Genomic DNA, 18,245 nt, shown 5'->3' with positions numbered 1-18,245 from the left:
TTGAAATTTTCTCACGAAAACTTTGAATCATTAATTTAAACCATTAAGAAAAATGAAGTTTTTAAGACCATTAAGAATAGCTTTGCTTTAAGTATAATGCTTATTTCCCTTAACTACTCTTACCTTCTTCACCCTTCTTAATGTTTCAAAAAAATAAATAATCTGCCCAATCCGCTCCATCCGCGTGAGATCATTTAATTTCATATCTGTTCCAAAGTCCTCACATTGTATTACTTTGATAAGTGAAACGCCTTTGTTTACCTTAAAATAAAACCATTTCAAAATCTCCTTGTTTATCATTGCGGTAAAAAAATCATGCTAAAGAAATTGCAGATTTATCATTTAAAAAGTAGCCGCCGGAGCCGTTTCATTATTCAGCTTTCTTTGGATTTCAGTTTTCTTCCCTTTAGAGAAATCAAAACTTACTCCAAGTACAAACATGGATTTGTTGTTCATGATTCTGGTGTGTGTATTATAATCGACCAGGCTTTCCGGAAGACTTTTCGTTTTGTATTCCGAAGGCATGCCGATCCAGTACATGCCTGCAGTAAAGCTCCAGCTCTTCAGTTTGTAGCTGGCAAAGAAATGATTCTGGTTTTCATTGGTATTCAGGAAAGCCCCGTTCAGAGTATAAACAGGCATATTGAACATATACTGCACACTGAACGACTTATATTCCGAAGACACTACAAAATTATTCGCGAGATAATCATTCTTGATCAGTGCGCCTTTACTTGTTTTTAGGGTTTCTGAGGTGGGTGTGAGCACAGCTTTCAAAACCAGTATACTGTTTCCGAATGGTTTGTACGCACCTGTCACCTGCAGGCCGTACCGTTGGGCATCTTTCCCATTCTCATACGTAAGGGCATAGCCTCCGAATGTATTATCCAGAATATAATACTGATTGATCACCCTGTCTGTATACCTGTAAAAAAGGGCAGCATTAAAATCAAAATGCTTATTGTTGAAGGAATAAATTAAATTATTGGAAAAAATCTGCTGCGATTTCAGGAAAGGATTTCCCTTTTGGACAATATTCGGAGCCAGCTGAACCACATTACTGCTGAGCGCACTGCTCCATGGGCTTGAAGGACTATAACTGCTCGTCAGCCTCAGACTCTGGTTATTTTTAAGCTGGTAGCCCAAAATTATTTTAGGGGTAAATGACCATTCATCAAAAGTATTTTCAGCACTTTTATTGTGAATATTCGTCAGTCCCGCACCAATTCTATAGCTGAATTTATCCGCTTTTCCTGAGAATTCCGAATAAAAATACTGCTCCAGATAATTCACTTTATACTGTGAATATCCAGCCAGATTATTCAAGTCATTCGAAATCGCTGTGCTTGAAATCCGGTAGCCTGAAGAAAGTTTACCCGCAGCAAAATCATGCGTATGCGCAAGTTCACCGACGAAATTAGTTTGCTGCGTTTTCAGGATCATTTCATTATTATACACCGGAACTCCGGAAGGAATAATCCATTCTCTGGCAGTTTCGGTTGTATTGGTCTTATAGTGGGAACCTACAACATTCAAACTCAGCTCATCCTTAGTTCCTGCCTTTTTAGAATAATAGAGATCCAGCTTAGGAATAACGTAGCTGGAACCGTTATTTTTAAACATTTCATGCTCTTCTGCAAAACTGTCTTTGGTAAAAATACTTTCACCCGTCCCTTTTGAAAACCTGCTGAAAATATCTGTGGTAAATTTAGCCTGAAAAGCATAGTCATCAGGAACCAGGCGGGTGTAGCGCAAGGCGATGTTCTGGGAAGTATATCCAAAATGATCTTTCCTGTTTTCTTCCGAACGGTAATGCTCCCCGTTTAATCTGTAATCGTAAGTACTGCGGACTTTCCGGTTGTCATAATCGCGGAGATTAAGGGAATATTCCAGTCCGAAATTGTTTTTCCCTTTGGTAAAATTGGCATATGCAGATCCATTGACGAAACCTGTCGTTAATCCGGACATGAGATCCACCCCGAAAACATAGCCCGTTTCAGTAGATCTTGTAATAATATTCACCACCATATCTGCTCTTGAAGCCCATCTGGCCGGGGGAATATCGTAATACTCCACTTTTACCACTTCACCTGGAGGCACACTCCGGATCTGAAGATCTGTGGCTTCTACCCCATTGATCAGGAAAAGAGAAGTTCCGCCTTTCGTGCTTATGATGGTATTTGAAACAGGATCCAGCTGCAATTCGGGAAGGGTCTGCAGCAGGTCTTTGGCATAGCGCGCTTTTTCCAGGGCTTCTTTATCGAAGGTATAAACGGATTTGTCTGCAAACTGTTTCTTACGTTGAGATTTAATGATTACTTCCTGAATCTCTTTGGTATCCGGCTGCGTAATGGTATCATTTTTAATAGCTTGCTGTGAAAACACAAAAACACTGCAAAGAAACATTAAAGAACATATCGTTTTTTTCATGTCAGAAATGGATGGTTTGAAAATAAGACATCCTATATTCATCATGTATTACATAACTGCTCTGGAAAATCAGAGGGAACTAAATAAAATATCAATTAAAAATTTTCTCAGGAAAACTTTGAACCATTGATAAACCATTAAGGATCATTAAGTTTTTAAGAATATTAAGATAAGCCCTGCTTTAAGCACAAAGCTTAAAAAATCTTCAGATTTTCCCTTAACTACTCTTACCTTCTTCATTCTTCTTAATGTTTCAAAAACAGCTAAACAACAATCTGCACAATCCGCTCCATCCGCACGAGATTATAATCTTAAATTTTGAATCTGTCACAAGTCCTTACATTGTATTACTTTGATAAGTGAAACGCCTTTGTTTATCCTAAAAAGAAATACCATTCATTAAAACCTTTGTCTGTCTTTGCGATAAAAACCTATTGAATCAATCATCTGTGTTATCAGTGAAATCCGCGAGAACTAAATAAAATATCAATGAAAAATTTTCTCAGAAAAACTTTGAAACGTTGATAAACCATTAAGAATCATTAAGTTTTTAAGAACATAAAGACGATCCCTGCTTTAAGCACAAAGCTTAAAAAAATCTTCAGATTTTCCCTTAACTACTCTTACCTGCTTCATTCTTCTTAATGTTTCAAAAACAGCTAAACAACAATCTGCACAATCCGCTCCATCCACGTGAAACCAAACCTTTAAATTTTGAATCTGTCACAAGTCCTTACATTGTATTACTTTGATAAGTGAAACGCCTTTGTTTATCCTAAAAAGAAATACCATTTATTAAAACCTTTGTCTGTCTTTGCGATAAAAACCTATTGAATCAATCATCTGTGTTATCAGTGAAATCCGCGAGAACTAAATACAATATCAATGAAAAATTTTCTCAGAAAAACTTTGAAACGTTGATAAACCATTAAGGCTCATTAAGTTTTTAAGAATATTAAGATGAGCCTTGCTTTAAGGATAGTGCTTAAAAAAATCTTCAGATTTTCCATTAACTACTCTTACCTTCTTCATTCTTCTTAATGTTTCAAAAACGGCTAAACAACAATCGGCACAATCCGCTCCACCTGCGCGAGATTATAGTAAAATATTAAACAAATCATTATTTTTAAGTTAAAAATCAAATCATATTGAAATTTCATTAATGATTTGCCCGTTTTTTGCTGATACTTTTTTACACCACAAAATATAGAGTCATGAAAAAGTTACTCATCTTAATTCCTTGTTTCCTGTTCTCACAGACAGATGCGCAGGAAGTCCAGGCTGTTCCCGCCGATAAAATGAATATCATCAAGACCAACGTGACCGCCTATGCATTCAGAAACATCAACCTGTCCTATGAAAGAGCGATCACCCAATGGTTTTCTTTGAATATAGGCTTTGGAACCATGCCCCAGGGAAAAGTCCCTTTTATCAATTCTTTTCTGAAGGAAGAAGATGAAAAAAGATTCCAGAACCTGAAGGTAAAAGCTACTAATTTCACCATTGAGCCCCGTTTTTATATCGGGAAAGGGTATGGAAAAGGATTTTATTTCGCTCCTTATTACCGGTATTCCGATGTTTCTTCCAACAGCTTTGATTTTTACTACGATTATGATGCAATTGACGGAAACACATACCAGATCCCACTTAAAGGCCAGGGAAATACCAGCGGCAACAGCGGCGGCCTGATGGTTGGGGTACAGTTTTTCCTTACCCGAAGCCAGAATCTGGTCCTTGATTTCTGGATTGCAGGTGCCCATTACGGAAGCGGAAAAGGAGATTTCACCATGACCAGCAATTTTACACTGACTCCGGACATGCAGGCACAGCTGAAAAAAGAAATTGAAAATCTGGACCTCCCTTTTGTAGATTATACCGTAGAAACCAATGCCAACGGCGCAAAAGTGAAAGTGGACGGGCCGTGGGCAGGCTTCAGAAGCGGACTTTCGATTGGGTACAGATTCTGATAAATTAAACCAATTTTTATCGTAATACAATAAATAATTATATATTTACAGAAAATAAATATTGTGTTATGAAAATAATTGGAAAACATTCACTGGTATCCTGGATCAAGGTTCCTTTGTCCATTTTTGCCGGTATCTTTTGTATTTCTTCGATCTGGATCTGCAGTCTTGCGTTTTCACATGCCTTTGCAGGAATATCCGGTTCAAATATCTCGGAAAGGATTGACACCATTAATGAAAAAACGTATAACACGCTTCAGGTTCATTACCCTTTTTCCAATATGGTCCTGACGATGAATGATTCCAAAGAAGGCGTGTTGCTCGCACTTCTGAATATTATTTCTTTATCTTTTTCTCTGGTTTGCGCTTCAAAAATTATCAACGGTTTTTCCACAGAGCATATTTTCAGCTCCAGAGTGATTAAAGACTTTAAAATATTAAGTTATGGATTAATTCTTTTGGGCTTCATTACCTTACTCATTGATCTCGCCCTTGATAGTACCCATTTTGATTTCACCCCGCCTTTTCTCAGCATTGGGATTGGCGTTACTTTGCTTATCATTAAGGAAATATGTGTACAGGGAAATGATTTAAAGGAACAAACTGATTTAACCATTTAAGCCATGCCTATTATTTTCAATATTGATGTGATGCTTGCCAAACGCAAAATGCAGTCACAGGAACTTGCCGAAAAAATAGGGATCACCCAGGCCAATTTATCCATCTTAAAAAACGGAAAAGCAAAAGCTGTGAAGGTTTCCACTCTGGAAGCGGTCTGCAAAGCACTGGACTGCCAGCCGGGAGATCTTATCGAATATCAACCCGATCCTTTATAAAACATGAGAATAAAAAAATTCTTAAAGTGGACAGTCATTGTGATTGCTTCCTACTTTATTCTGAGTACGCTGTATTTTGGCTACGATGATATAGACAGTAAAAAGGGAATTTACAATTTCTACTGGTCGGGCATCAACGGTCTCTGGAAAAAGGACAAACCTTTTGGATTCAGGATCAACCAGCCTGTGGAAACATCTTTTGACGGTACGGACGGTCCTTATATTTTTAATGATCAAATGTTTACCGTCAAAAAGGGCAATATATTCCAGGAGAAAAATTTTGACCGTACAGAACTGATCCCGGTTGAAACGGACTGTAAAGAATTTCCGGAATTCAAAGTTTCCCTGAAAAATGAATATCCATTGGAAAATGAGCAGTACGATATGCCGCAAAAGCTTATGGCGATCTCCGATATTGAAGGAAATTTCACCGCATTCTACAGTTTTCTCCTTGCGAATAAGGTTATTGACCGTAATGGTGAATGGATCTTTGACAATGGCCACCTTGTTCTTAACGGAGATTTTGTTGACAGAGGAAACCAGGTTACTCAGGTGCTCTGGCTGATTTATCATCTGGAAGACCAGGCTTTGCAACATGGCGGAAAGGTCCATTTTATCCTGGGAAACCACGAAATTCTGAATCTTTACGGCGATGTTTCTTACAATGATTTTAAATATATCGAAGCGGCTAAAAGAGTGAGTAAACAGAACGGCTGGGAAACTGGACTGAAATATTTGTATTCCGAAAAATCTGAATTAGGAAAATGGCTCCGTTCAAAAAATGTCATTGAAAAAATCGGCAGGAATATCTTTGTTCATGGAGGATTAAACCAAATGCATGCAGAAGGAAAATATTCCATCCATGAAATGAATATGATTTCCAGAAAATATTATGGCCATGGAGAAAAGGTAATGAACGACAGGGAAAAAATTATTTTAAGCTCTACAGACAGTCCGTATTGGGACCGCAGGCTGAACTTTGAATGGAAATACAAATTATTATTCAAGTTGAACGGCCTTGATGTGGAAGAAACCAGCCAGCAGCAGCTTGAAGGCATTCTGAATTATTATGATGCTGACAAAATAGTGATCGGGCATTCGGTTGTAGAGGATATTACACCGGGCTACAATGGAAAAGTGATCAAAATAGATATTAAACATGGGAAAAAGTTCAGAAGCGGGAAAACAAAAGGACTGTTTATTGAAAACAATATCTTTTATGGAACAGATGACCGGGGAAATAAAACAAAACTGAACCTGTGAAAATGATTAGAAATTTATGAATCCTGTTTTAAATAAAACATCCAAAAATACCGTTCTTGATTTTCTGAACGGTTTTTTTATATCTTTAAACCCCGAATAATTCCGGACTAATACTTTTGTATGAAAATTCTGATCATAGAAGACCATAAGGATCTCGCCTCAAACATCACAGATTATCTTAAGAAAGAAGATTACGTCTGTGAAGTTGCTGCTGATGCAAAAGAAGCACTGGAAAAGATCGAGCTTTTTGAATATGACTGTATTCTTCTGGACCTGATGCTTCCTGATGGAAACGGTCTGGACATCCTGAAACACATAAAAAATGATGCTCCCGGATCAAGTGTGATTATTGTTTCTGCCAAAAATTCATTGGATACAAAACTGACAGGACTGGACGACGGCGCCGATGATTATATCACAAAACCGTTTTCGTTACCGGAACTTCACTCCCGGATAAAAGCTGTTCTCAGAAGAAAAACTCCGGAAACCAACCGTATTTTAAGCTTCAACGAAATCCGGATCGATCTGGAATCCAAAGAATGTAAGATCAACGACCGACCGCTGAATCTGACCAAAAAAGAACTGAACCTGCTGATCTATTTTATCAACAATCAGAACAGAATGCTTTCCAAGCAGGCCATCGCAAGCCACCTTTGGGGTGATTACACTTACAGCATTGACAATGTGGACTTCGTCTACCAGCATCTAAAAAACTTACGGAAAAAAGTGATCGATGCGGGTGGAAAAGATTATCTGCAGACCGTTTACGGATTGGGCTATAAATGGATTGACAAATGAATTTAAGCTTTCGTTTTGCCCGGGCATTTACCGTATTGGTATTTTTTGTTCTCATCACAGGTTTTGGGATCCTGTATTTTGCTTTTGAAAGAGCCACGATGCGTTCCGCCATTCTCAAACTTGAGGACCTGAATACTTATGTCACCCATAAACTGGAAAAAGATCCGGATTACGATTACTTAAAATTCCATCACAGGCAGACCCAGGTGAAGATCCTTCCTTCGGATTCTAAAGAGATCAAGGAGAAAATTATTGAAGAAAAATACATCTGGAACAAAAGCATTCAGTCTTATATCAATAAAATTACGGTAACTACGTACCCACTCATTCACCAGAAAAGATATGCCATTACCAGCGTAAGGTATATTACAATTATTGAAGACAGCTTTCTGATGAGCATCATCATGGTGATTGCATGGATCATGGTTTTCCTTATTATTCTCACCATTATTGTGAGTATCCTGGTTTCTAAAAAGATCCTGGAACCTTTTTACCACGCGATTGATGAGATCAAGAAGTTCAGCCTCCGGGACAAGAATTCCATTGATCTTATGGCGACGGAAACTGAAGAATTTCAATCACTCAACAAATTCCTGTTGAAAATGACTGAAAGCTCCAAAAAGGATTACAATTTGCTGGAAGAGCTTTCTGAGAACACTTCTCACGAATTACAGACGCCGCTGGCTTCTATAAAAGGGAAAATAGAACTTCTGATGGACAGTGAGCTTTCAGAGAATCAACTTATTACTCTTTCTCTGATGAATGATGAACTGGACAGGCTTTCCTCTATCAATCAGTCTCTTATTCTTCTGGCAAAACTGGAACATTTTGAAAAAAGTGATTCTCATCTTATCAATTTTTCAGAACTCCTGCATGAAAGACTTCAGTATTTTGAGGATATTTTTGAGATTCAGAATCTTACGGTAACAAAAGATATTCAGGAAAATGTTTTTCTTAATCTGGATACCAATCTGGCCACCATTGTGATCAATAACCTCATCAATAATTCCAAAAGACACAATATAGAAAACGGAAAGATCTCCGTGATCCTTACAGAAAGCTATTTTCAGATTTCAAACACCGGAAATCCGCCCACTATTCCAGCTGAAGATTTATTCAAAAGATTTAAGCGTGGAAACCCCAATCAGAACTCCATCGGGATCGGTTTGGCACTCGTGAAGAAAATTTTGGAGATTTATGAGGCAGAAATCATCTATCAATTTGAGAACAATCTGCATACAATCAGAATTAATTTCACAAAATAAAACCCTGTATTTCAAAAAGATAATACTAAAATTATCAATTCTGTGTAAACTTCAAAATTTCTTCAGAATTTATTTCTTGTTTAGGTGCAAATAAAAGCGCCAATGAAAAAGCTACTCCTTATTTTCAGTGTAACAGCTATGCAGTGTGTATATGGCCAGGATAGCATCAGTATAAAAAAAGATACTGTAAAAGTGTCTTCTGAAAAAAATCCATTAGATATTGGAGAACTCAGGATAAACCTTAATGATAAGGGAGACAAATGGCTGAAATTTGGTATTTCCAGCCAGATATGGCTCCGCAGTATTGATAATAATCCGGGAACAGCGGTCAATGGAGTTCCGCAGAACCAGACGTATGATGCCGGGATCAGAAGAATGAGGCTGATTATCCAAAGCCAGGTGACTCCTTTTTATTCTGTTTTTTTACAGATGGGAATCAATAACCAGAGTTTTAATTCCGGAGGCGGAACGGGAACAGGAAACAACGGAGCAGGAAAAAAATCTCCATTCTTTTTCCATGATGCCTATAATGAACTCGCCATTATTCCCAGAAATGATTTTCAGACCGGAAAACCTAATAAGAACAACCTTTATTTAGGGGCAGGGCTTCACTCCTGGAATGGTGTCAGCAGGCTTACCAACGCGAGCACCACCAAAATGCTTGCAGGTGATATTCCGGTTTTTAATTTTCCAACCATAGAAATGGCCGATCAGTTTGCGAGACAATTGGGAATTTTTGTTCATGGGGAACTGGATCGGATCAATTACCGCTTCAGCGTGAACAAACCTTTTGCCACCAGTCTGAAACCTGCGGTAGGAGGACCAGCCGTTGACAATAACCAAAGCGGAAAACTTTCTTACTCCGGCTATGCTTTCTATCAGTTTTTCAATAAAGAAACGACGGTAACTTCATTTTTACCGGGGAATAATTTAGCGGCCAAAAAAGTTCTGAATCTGGGAGCAGGCTTTTACACCAATAAAGATGCTACCCAAAGCCAGCCCACTGAAAACAATTTTGAATCTCATGATGTCAGTATTTTCGGAGCGGATGTGTATACAGAGCTTCCTTTGGGAAATAAAAACAAAGAGATGGGACTGACCTTATATTCCGTTTTTTACCGTTACAACTATGGTCCGGATTATCTGCGGATCAGCGGCCTTTTGAATCCGGGAACCTCAGATCCTCTGTTTACAGGACAAAGAGCACTGGAAGGAGCCGGAAACAACAGGGTTTTGATGGGAACGGGAAATATATGGTTTTCGCAGATGGGTTTTGTTCTTCCCAAATTCAGCAAGATTTTGAAGGTCCAGCCTTTTTTCAATTACGCGCTTAAAGATATGAAAGCGCTTAACCAAAACGGAAGCTATTATGATATCGGCGCCAATCTTTATCTGTATGGCCAGAATGCAAGAATTGTCGCTCAGTACAGCAGCAGACCGCTCTATGACACGGCATCTCAAAAAGTTTTTGACAGAAAAGGTGAATTTTTACTGTCTTTTCAAATCGTACTTTAAAAAATTTAATATATTACCCATATGAATACTACTCAAATTACAACTGCTCAAAGGATCAAAGCGATCGTAGGCGGTTCGGTAGGAAACCTCGTAGAATGGTACGACTGGTATGCCTATGCTGCTTTTGCCATTTATTTTTCCAACTCATTTTTCCCGGATTCTGATCTGAACGCGCAGCTGATGAACACTGCGGGAATATTTGCCGTGGGCTTTCTGATGCGGCCTATCGGGGGCTGGATCTTCGGAAGTATTGCAGATAAGATCGGGAGAAAAAAAGCGATGACGCTTTCTGTACTGCTGATGTCATTCGGATCTCTGCTGATTGCCCTGACCCCTACTTATAAAACAATCGGAATTTTAGCTCCTGCCCTGCTGCTCATTGCCAGATTATTACAGGGACTGAGCGTTGGAGGTGAGTATGGTGTTTCTGCAACGTACCTCAGCGAGATGGCATCTGAGGATAAAAGAGGATTTTATTCGAGCTTTCAGTATGTAACCCTGATCGGAGGTCAGCTGATTGCATTGGGAATACAGCTGATTCTGCAGAAACTTCTTTTAACGGAAGCCCAGCTTGAAGAATGGGGCTGGAGAATTCCTTTTGTCATCGGAGCACTGCTTTCCGTGATCGCTTTATATTTAAGAGCCAATCTTCACGAAACTGAAGCATTTGAAAATAAAAAAGAGCTTAGCGAAAAGAAAAAAGGAACCGTTACGGAACTTCTGAAGCATCCTAAAGCTCTTCTTACAGTAATCGGACTGACGCTGGGTGGAACTCTAGCTTTTTATACCTACACCACTTATATGCAGAAATTCCTGGTGAATACTGTGCATCTGTCCAAAGAACAGTCTACCCTGATATCATTCATTTCATTATTTATTTTTGCCTGTCTGCAGCCTGTTTTTGGGGCATTATCAGACAGGGTCGGAAGAAGACCATTGCTTTTAGGCTTTGGAATTATGGGAACTTTATTCACAGTTCCCCTTCTTACGGCCTTAAGTACCACCACTTCAATGTGGACAGCCTTCTTTCTGATTATGGCAGCCCTGATCATTGTGAGCGGTTATACTTCCATCAATGCGGTTGTAAAAGCGGAACTTTTCCCTTCTGAGATCAGAGCTCTGGGCGTGGGTCTTCCTTATGCGCTTACGGTGGCTATTTTCGGGGGAACTGCAGAATATGTAGCGCTTTGGTTCAAGCAGGCGGGAACGGAAAGTTATTTCTACTGGTACATCACAGGCTGCATCCTGTTTTCACTGATCGTCTATGCCAGAATGAAGGACACGAAAGAAACGTCCACACTGGATAAAGATTAATGAATATGTATAAAAAACGGGGCGCCGCAGATTCTCTGCGGCGCCCCGTTTTATTTTTAGTGGTAAGCCTTTTTGAATTTCTCAATCATGCTATCCAGATTATGACGCTGGACATACACACTTTTCACATCTTCGTATCTGGGTGACTTATAAAAAACCTCGTGAAAATCCATACTTCCGTTTCCTACTTTTACCACTTTCTGCACATCGATATTCAATTTCTTCAGCTCGTCTTTAAAGACTTCAAATTCATCTTGTATATTGCTCATTTCTATTTTGGAATTTTAGTTTATAAAAAAATCAACTTTACACCATCGCCCCCTTTATGATCCGGGGCCTGATCAAAACTTTTAATAAAATTAGTGAATTTTTCAATATAATCACCATGTAAATACTATTTTTTTATTCAATTTAATGATTTTATACAGATTTTACATTTTTTAGTAAAAATTAAATAACTCCGGATGTAAATAAATGGGTACAAAACATTGCTGAAAAGCCCATGAATTCTGAAAAAAGCAACTAAAATGATCTGTCTTTTAAAGAATTGCATAAAGTTCTCTGATACACTGTTTTACTATCGTTTATTATAGCCATTCAAGGGAAATTTTGTTGAAACAGCACAAAGAATTCAAATATTTTCAGATATTTTGTTTTTAAGACGCAGGAAAATCAAAATTTTCAACCAGATATCTACCCTAAAACCATTAGAAAAAATTAACCGATAATCAATACATTTGAAGAATTAAACAACAAGTAAAAATGAATGATCAGGATAAAAAACACTGGGAAACGGTATATGAAACCAAAAATCCAGACGAGGTAAGCTGGACCCAGGCGAAACCGGAAACATCGCTGGAGCTTATTCACGCTTCCGGACTGGGAAAGGATGCCCGGATTATTGATATCGGCGGTGGAGACAGCCATCTTGTTGATTTTCTTATTGAGGAAGGCTATGAACACATTACCGTTCTTGATATTTCTGCCAAGGCTCTGGAAAAAGCACAAAAAAGATTAGGTGAAAAAGCCGGGAAAATAAAGTGGATTATTTCGGATATTACGGCTTTTGAACCTTCGGAAACTTATGATATCTGGCATGACAGGGCGGCTTTTCATTTTCTGACTACTCCTGAGCAGATTTTAAAATATAAAGAAACAGCAGCAAAAAGTGTCACAAAATTTATGATTCTGGGAACTTTTTCAAAGGACGGCCCGAAAAAATGCAGCGGACTGGATATTCAGCAATATGATGAGGCCTCATTATCCGGAACATTTGAATCTGATTTCAGAAAGATAGAATGTTTTACCCGGGACCACACCACTCCATTCGGAACGGTTCAGAATTTCGTTTTCTGCAGTTTTAAAAAGATGAGTCAGTCAGTTTCAAGTTGATTAGTCCATCTTAATTGGATGAGTTCATGTAAATAATTTTCTATAATTCTAATAAACATTAAAAATTTTTACATTTTAAAACAAACACACATATTTCAAACTATTTAACAAATAAAATGATTTAAAATCAATTAAAAATTGAAAATTAAACACCTATAATCGCATTTCATTTGTTTTTTTATTATTTTTAATCAACCTAAATATAATATGAAAAACTATGAAAAAACTACTATTCTTATTAATGTCCGGAGCTCTGTGCTCCAATTTTTATGCACAGAAGACGGAATTCCAGGAGTGCGGCACCGATGAGCTGATGCGAAAACATTATGAACGGTACCCGGAACAGAAAGCTCAGGACGATGCTTTTAATCTGGAAATATCCAACCTGATCAAAAGCGGAAAATTTTCCAAAACCCTCAACAAAAACCAGGTCTATGAAATTCCTGTTGTAGTGCATGTTGTAGGTGACGGAAGCGCGATTGGAACTACCAATAACAAATCTGATGCAGACATCATTGCATGGGTGAATTACACGAATGGTGTATTCTCAGGAAGTTCATCCAGCGGAATGTCCGGAACCAGCGCCATCCTTCCCGTGAAATTTGTTTTCGCCAAAGTAAATCCAAGCTGCAATCCTACTAACGGAATTAACAGAATCAATGCTTCCCATCTTCCAAAATATGTAAGCGGAGGCGTAAATAATGATAATACGACCAATGCTGTCACTGCCTCTGAGATTACCGCTTTAGGCATGTGGGATACCAGCAAATATTACAATATCTATGTAGTTAAAAAACTGTCTTCCAACTCAGGAACGCTGAACGGTTTTGCCTACTATCCTGGCGGCAGCAATGATTATTCTTTTATGTCTACCAGTGCTTCCGCGGTGAATGCACAGACGCTGGCCCATGAATTCGGGCATGCCCTTGGTTTGCGCCATACCCATGAAGGCTACAGCGATTCTACGGGTGCCTGTCCTACCAATACGGACTGTACGCTGCAGGGAGATCTTGTGTGTGATACCGAGCCTATGAAAAGTCTTTATCATTCATCCGTTCCTTATACGTGTCAAACCGGTCAGATCAACCCTTGCACCAGTGTGGTGTATGCAGGCGGTGAAAGAAATGTAATGGCCTATACCTTCTGTTTCAGAAACCTGTTTACACAAGGTCAGGCTGACAGAGCTACCGCACAGCTTCTGCAATACAGGCAATCATTAATCAATTCCCCTGTGGCCTCTTCAACTACACCAAACAACAGTTCTGTGTTAACTGCAGCCTGTGCTCCTACTTCAATGACTAATCCGGGAGGCTTCAATATCGGGGTAACTTCAGTGAAATTTGCCAGCATTAATAATTATTCATCCAATTACAAACAGGCAGCCAATAATTTCTACGAAAACTTTACAGGAAATTACTGTGCAGGCGTTTCTAAAACAACAATTGCATCCAATACCGCTACAACGCTTACTGTGGCACCGGGAACCAGCAATGCCCATATTATAAAAGCTTACATCGATTATAACAACGACGGCCAGTTCAATGAAACTACGGAGCTTGTGCTTAACCAAAGTAATATCAGCAACGGTTCTGTAGCTACAGCGGCGGTAACACCTCCTGCAGCAGCGGTGAAAAATACTCCGCTAAGAATGAGAGTTATCGGTGAATTCAACGGGACAGCCGTTACCGCATGCTATACTCCGAAATACGGCCAGGTAGAAGATTATTCCGTCATCATTGAAAACAGGGCTTTATTGTCTGCGAAAAATGAAGTGCAGCCGATTGCTACGGTGATTACTAAGAATGAAAATTCAGTGTATGTAAAAAGTGATGTTAAAATTTCATCGCTTCACATTTATGATGCATCGGGAAGACTTCTTACCAGCAGAACAGATATCAAATCATCTGAATTCAGATTTCCGGTGAATGAAAAAAACACCATTTTAACGGTAACGGCTGTGCTGGAAAACGGAAAAGTACTCAACAAGAAATTAAAATTCTAAACATTCATCTTAACAAAACGGGAGCTTCATTTTATGAGGCTCCCGTTTTTTATATGTATGATCTGCTTAAGATTTCTGCTCTTCTTCCAGCTCTACTTCATGTCTCAGCTGAGCTTTATACAAAGTAGCGTAATAACCGTTCTGATCAAGAAGCTCCAGATGTTTTCCTTCTTCTACGATTTTACCATGTTCCATGACAATAATTTTATCAGCTTTTTCAATCGTTGAAAGTCTGTGGGCAATAATGATAGAAGTTCTGTTTTTGGTAATTTTTTCCGTTGCTCTCTGGATCAGCTTTTCACTCTCATGATCGATGGAGGAAGTCGCTTCATCCAGAATCAGGATTTTAGGATCGGATAAATAGGCTCTCAGGAAAGACAATAACTGTCTCTGGCCTAAGGAAATAGAAGAACCTCTTTCGCTGACCACAAAATCATAACCTCCGGGAAGCTGCTCGATAAACTGGTCTACTTCAATTTCTCTTGCTCCCGCTTTTATTTTTTCCAGCGTAATGCTTTCATCTCCAAAAGCAAGGTTTTCAAAAATACTTCCGTGGAACAGGAATACATCCTGCAGTACTACTCCGATGTGGCTTCTCAGATTGTAAAGCTCGTAATCTTTTAAATCAACATCATCAATCACGATCTTTCCGGAATTGATGTCGTAAAGTCTTGTGATCAGGCTGATAATGGTAGATTTCCCGGCACCGGTTGCTCCCACGATCGCTACAGTTTCCCCGGGATTTACTTTAAAGTCTATTCCTTTCAGTACGTCCTGCTTTTCATCGTAGGCAAAATGGACATTTTTAAATTCTATCTTACCATCAAAGTGATCTTTTTTCACGGTTCCGGTATTCGGCATGGCATAGTCTTCATCCATCACACCCAATACCCTTTCAGCACCTACAATCCCTCGCTGGATATTATTGAAACGGTCGGCTATCTGTCTCAACGGACGGATCAGCATTGATATATACTGGATAAATGCAATCACAACACCCGCACTGATGGTGATATACCCTCCATAAAACAGGATAAATCCTATAAATAATGAAGATATAAGTTCTACCACCGGAAAGAACAGGGAGAAGATGAAAACCGTTCTCAATAAAGCTTCTTTCAGCGTAATGTTGATATCATCGAATCTTTTAAACTCAGATTCCTGCCTGTTGAAGACCTGGATGATAGACATTCCCGCCAGTCTTTCCTGAACAAATGAATTCTGATTGGCCGTCCAGCTTCTTTCGTCCCCGAACGCTTTTTTCAGTCTTTTCTGGAAAAACCTTGTAATCATTACCATTAAAGGCAGAATTGCAAGGGTAATATAACTCAGGTGAACGTTCGTACTGAACATCATGATCAGTACAAATATAATTCTCAGAATATCCCCGAAAACCATCAGGAATCCGTCCGTATACACTGTAGCAATAGTTTCCACATCACCTACCGCACGCGTTACCAGCTGCCCGATCGGTGTTTTGTCAAAGAATGAAGTTCTGAAATAGATCAGTTTTGCATACAGTCTCTCGCGGATATCACGGATAACGTTCTGCGAAATATAGTTGGAAAAATAAACCAGAAAAAAGTTTAAAATAGTTTCAGCAAAAACCAAACCCACCAAAATGTAGATATGCTTCATCATCAAGGCTTTATCCTGCAGCTTTGTGATATCATTATCCACCACTTCCATGGTAAGATAAGGCCTGTAGGTAGAAACTATGGACAGTATGACGGAAATTATTAAGGTAAGGATGAACCAGGAACGGAATTTCATTCCGATAAAGAACAGCCGTTTAACAATCCCCCAGGTATCTTGTTTTTTCATTGTACGAATTGAAGAAAGAATATTAAAATTCTATGCAAAAATAAGACTTTATAATTTGACAGCCTTTACAAGTTCATCAAATCGTCATAGAAAATTTCAGATAACCATTATTTACAATATGAATAGCTTAAGGCAGATTTTTCAGCCAGTTCAGAATATATCCTGACACTTCTTCCCAGCCTTTTTCGCCACAGATAAAGTGACTTCTGCCCTCAAATTCTTTAAAATCAACGATACTGTTTTGATCCTTATAGGCTGAAGCTATTTTTCTTGAGAAAGCTGCCGGGAAAATATGATCATTGGAACCCGCAATGAAAAGCAGAGGCTCGTGAGGTTTCTTTAAATCAAGCGCTGCAGAGGATTTTAAAAGCGGATCTCTTGCCAGTTTACGGCTTTCAGGAACGGCAACCGTTTTGTATAACTGATCACTTTCCGCTTTTGAATAATTGTTGAAAAAAGCTTTGTGATACCATTCTTTTGTCCCTAAATACGGACTGTTTCCTTTAAAGAAATTCACCACAGGCCATACTATTTTTACGGTAGAAAAAGGAGCTATCACATTTTTGGGCGGCGCACCGTCAATACTCACTCCGGCTGTGGCTTTTCCCATATCAATCAGTTTCTGAACCATCAGACCTCCGAATGAATGCCCGATAACAATAGGTTTTTCCGGTAAGGTATCAATAAATTTCACCAAGTGGTCTACCGTGTCATCAAAGCCTACATTTTTCAGCTCCGGACGGATATTGAGTTTCAGTTGTTCAGGATCTCCCTCATGTCCCGGATTAGAAGGCGTATGAACCGTGTACCCCTGTGCTTCGAAATAAGTTTTCCATTCTTTCCAGCTTGTATTGTTCACAAATAATCCATGAATCAATACGATCGTTTTTGTTTTCATAATATTTATTGTTTTAAATTATGAGACAAAGTTCCGCAGATAAAATGAGGATAATTTTAACCTTGGTTAAAATCGTACTATTTCCCTGAAATTCTTTTTCTTATCCTGCTCAGAGACGGTCCCTGAACCCCTAAATAAGAGGAAATATGATACAGGGGAACATTATTGAAAATATCGGGATGCTGCCGGATCAGGTCCAGATAACGTTCTTCCGGCGACTTCAGCAGAAATCCTTCAATCCTGCTCATCGTAATATTGAATGCTTCCTGAGCCAAAAGCCGTCCAAACTTTTCCCACCGGTGCGACTGATGATACAGCGAAAGCAGATCGGTGTAGCGGATGTAGATAATGGAAGCATCCGTTAAAGCCTGGGTATGATAATCGCAGGGCATCTGGTTGATGAAACTTTTAAAGGAAACCACGAAACCGTTCGCAGAATAGAGAAAAACATTTTTCTCCTCTCCTGTTTTTTCTTCAATGGTATAGGAACGGAAAACACCGTCAATGATAAAGCCGAAATACGTACAAACCGTCCCGCGGAGGTTGTAGAATTCTCCCTTTTTATAAGTCCTGGGCAGCCAGAAATCTTCTGACAGTTTAAACTCTTCTTCCGAAAGGCCGGCAAACTGATTGAGGGCCAATCCCAGTTTTTCTATTTCAGTCATGGCAGTAGTTTTTAATTTCTATGGCTATTCTGAGGCTTTCTTAGGTTAGCTGATGTAAGTTAGCTGAGGCTCTCGA

15 protein-coding genes are annotated in these 18,245 nt (G+C 39.0%); 10 read left to right on the top strand and 5 right to left on the bottom strand.

All coding sequences use genetic code 11. The annotated features are described in order from the left end of the window. Positions 1-342: 342 nt before the first annotated feature. Entirely contained in the window at positions 343-2,430 is a 2,088-nt protein-coding gene (locus JET18_RS01285; RefSeq protein ID WP_202088661.1) for a TonB-dependent receptor plug domain-containing protein, read from the bottom strand. A 1,214-nt stretch (positions 2,431-3,644) separates the two neighbouring features. Between JET18_RS01285 and JET18_RS01280 the strand changes: the two genes are divergently transcribed. The 8 genes from JET18_RS01280 to JET18_RS01245 all read left to right on the top strand — a co-directional run bounded on the left by JET18_RS01280 (position 3,645) and on the right by JET18_RS01245 (position 11,388). Further along, positions 3,645-4,397, top strand: coding sequence for a DUF3575 domain-containing protein (locus tag JET18_RS01280; RefSeq protein WP_202088659.1), 753 nt, complete (start codon positions 3,645-3,647; stop codon positions 4,395-4,397). A gap of 68 nt (positions 4,398-4,465) precedes the next feature. After that, positions 4,466-5,017 carry a DUF2975 domain-containing protein gene (locus tag JET18_RS01275; protein ID WP_202088657.1) on the top strand — a complete coding sequence of 184 codons (552 nt, stop codon included), beginning with the start codon at positions 4,466-4,468 and terminating at the stop codon, positions 5,015-5,017. 3 nt (positions 5,018-5,020) lie between these two features. After that, positions 5,021-5,233, top strand: coding sequence for a helix-turn-helix domain-containing protein (locus JET18_RS01270; RefSeq protein ID WP_202088655.1), 213 nt, complete (start codon positions 5,021-5,023; stop codon positions 5,231-5,233). 3 nt (positions 5,234-5,236) lie between these two features. Further along, entirely contained in the window at positions 5,237-6,496 is a 1,260-nt protein-coding gene (locus tag JET18_RS01265) for a metallophosphoesterase (protein WP_202088653.1), read from the top strand. 120 nt (positions 6,497-6,616) lie between these two features. Continuing rightward, on the top strand, positions 6,617-7,294 hold the full coding sequence (locus tag JET18_RS01260; protein WP_202088652.1) for a response regulator transcription factor: 678 nt from the start codon (positions 6,617-6,619) through the stop codon (positions 7,292-7,294). Further along, positions 7,291-8,559: a sensor histidine kinase gene (locus tag JET18_RS01255; protein WP_202088650.1), complete on the top strand. Its 1,269-nt coding sequence runs from the start codon at positions 7,291-7,293 to the stop codon at positions 8,557-8,559. Before JET18_RS01260 ends, JET18_RS01255 begins: the two co-directional genes overlap by 4 nt. Before the next feature lie 102 nt (positions 8,560-8,661). Further along, positions 8,662-10,074 (top strand): porin, encoded by a 1,413-nt coding sequence (locus JET18_RS01250; protein WP_202088648.1) that lies wholly within the window; start codon positions 8,662-8,664, stop codon positions 10,072-10,074. 21 nt (positions 10,075-10,095) lie between these two features. Beyond that, positions 10,096-11,388, top strand: a complete 1,293-nt coding sequence (locus JET18_RS01245; protein ID WP_202088646.1) for an MFS transporter — start codon at positions 10,096-10,098, stop codon at positions 11,386-11,388. Between the two features lie 56 nt (positions 11,389-11,444). Here the strand turns inward: JET18_RS01245 and JET18_RS01240 are convergent, their stop codons facing one another. Further along, entirely contained in the window at positions 11,445-11,657 is a 213-nt protein-coding gene (locus JET18_RS01240) for a hypothetical protein (protein WP_202088644.1), read from the bottom strand. Positions 11,658-12,150: 493 nt separating this feature from the next. Between JET18_RS01240 and JET18_RS01235 the strand changes: the two genes are divergently transcribed. Together JET18_RS01235 and JET18_RS01230 are read left to right on the top strand one after the other, a co-directional pair. Continuing rightward, the gene (locus JET18_RS01235) at positions 12,151-12,780 is read left to right on the top strand and encodes a class I SAM-dependent methyltransferase (protein ID WP_202088642.1); all 630 of its coding nucleotides are present in this window, start codon (positions 12,151-12,153) and stop codon (positions 12,778-12,780) included. 217 nt (positions 12,781-12,997) lie between these two features. Next, entirely contained in the window at positions 12,998-14,782 is a 1,785-nt protein-coding gene (locus tag JET18_RS01230; RefSeq protein WP_202088640.1) for a GEVED domain-containing protein, read from the top strand. Between the two features lie 66 nt (positions 14,783-14,848). Here JET18_RS01230 and JET18_RS01225 read toward each other — a convergent pair whose 3' ends face one another. The 3 genes from JET18_RS01225 to JET18_RS01215 form a co-directional block, all read right to left on the bottom strand. Beyond that, positions 14,849-16,606: an ABC transporter ATP-binding protein gene (locus tag JET18_RS01225; RefSeq protein WP_202088638.1), complete on the bottom strand. Its 1,758-nt coding sequence runs from the start codon at positions 16,604-16,606 to the stop codon at positions 14,849-14,851. Between the two features lie 127 nt (positions 16,607-16,733). Next, a complete protein-coding gene (locus JET18_RS01220; protein ID WP_202088636.1) occupies positions 16,734-17,504 on the bottom strand; it encodes an alpha/beta hydrolase in 771 nt (256 codons plus the stop codon). Positions 17,505-17,581: 77 nt separating this feature from the next. After that, the gene (locus tag JET18_RS01215) at positions 17,582-18,169 is read right to left on the bottom strand and encodes a Crp/Fnr family transcriptional regulator (protein WP_202088635.1); all 588 of its coding nucleotides are present in this window, start codon (positions 18,167-18,169) and stop codon (positions 17,582-17,584) included. Positions 18,170-18,245 lie beyond the last annotated feature (76 nt).

The sequence above is a fragment of the Chryseobacterium endalhagicum genome (assembly GCF_016745235.1).
GTDB lineage: Bacteria > Bacteroidota > Bacteroidia > Flavobacteriales > Weeksellaceae > Chryseobacterium > Chryseobacterium endalhagicum.
This window is presented reverse-complemented; position numbering and strand designations above follow the sequence as displayed.

What these genes read in the sequence shown, in the direction of transcription:
- JET18_RS01285 (WP_202088661.1), bottom strand. Translation starts at nt 2,430, where the DNA reads ATGAAAAAAACGATATGTTCTTTAATGTTTCTTTGCAGTGTTTTTGTG.
- JET18_RS01265 (WP_202088653.1), top strand. Translation starts at nt 5,237, where the DNA reads ATGAGAATAAAAAAATTCTTAAAGTGGACAGTCATTGTGATTGCTTCC.
- JET18_RS01280 (WP_202088659.1), top strand. Translation starts at nt 3,645, where the DNA reads ATGAAAAAGTTACTCATCTTAATTCCTTGTTTCCTGTTCTCACAGACA.
- JET18_RS01255 (WP_202088650.1), top strand. Translation starts at nt 7,291, where the DNA reads ATGAATTTAAGCTTTCGTTTTGCCCGGGCATTTACCGTATTGGTATTT.
- JET18_RS01260 (WP_202088652.1), top strand. Translation starts at nt 6,617, where the DNA reads ATGAAAATTCTGATCATAGAAGACCATAAGGATCTCGCCTCAAACATC.
- JET18_RS01240 (WP_202088644.1), bottom strand. Translation starts at nt 11,657, where the DNA reads ATGAGCAATATACAAGATGAATTTGAAGTCTTTAAAGACGAGCTGAAG.
- JET18_RS01275 (WP_202088657.1), top strand. Translation starts at nt 4,466, where the DNA reads ATGAAAATAATTGGAAAACATTCACTGGTATCCTGGATCAAGGTTCCT.
- JET18_RS01270 (WP_202088655.1), top strand. Translation starts at nt 5,021, where the DNA reads ATGCCTATTATTTTCAATATTGATGTGATGCTTGCCAAACGCAAAATG.
- JET18_RS01215 (WP_202088635.1), bottom strand. Translation starts at nt 18,169, where the DNA reads ATGACTGAAATAGAAAAACTGGGATTGGCCCTCAATCAGTTTGCCGGC.
- JET18_RS01250 (WP_202088648.1), top strand. Translation starts at nt 8,662, where the DNA reads ATGAAAAAGCTACTCCTTATTTTCAGTGTAACAGCTATGCAGTGTGTA.
- JET18_RS01230 (WP_202088640.1), top strand. Translation starts at nt 12,998, where the DNA reads ATGAAAAAACTACTATTCTTATTAATGTCCGGAGCTCTGTGCTCCAAT.
- JET18_RS01245 (WP_202088646.1), top strand. Translation starts at nt 10,096, where the DNA reads ATGAATACTACTCAAATTACAACTGCTCAAAGGATCAAAGCGATCGTA.
- JET18_RS01225 (WP_202088638.1), bottom strand. Translation starts at nt 16,606, where the DNA reads ATGAAAAAACAAGATACCTGGGGGATTGTTAAACGGCTGTTCTTTATC.
- JET18_RS01235 (WP_202088642.1), top strand. Translation starts at nt 12,151, where the DNA reads ATGAATGATCAGGATAAAAAACACTGGGAAACGGTATATGAAACCAAA.
- JET18_RS01220 (WP_202088636.1), bottom strand. Translation starts at nt 17,504, where the DNA reads ATGAAAACAAAAACGATCGTATTGATTCATGGATTATTTGTGAACAAT.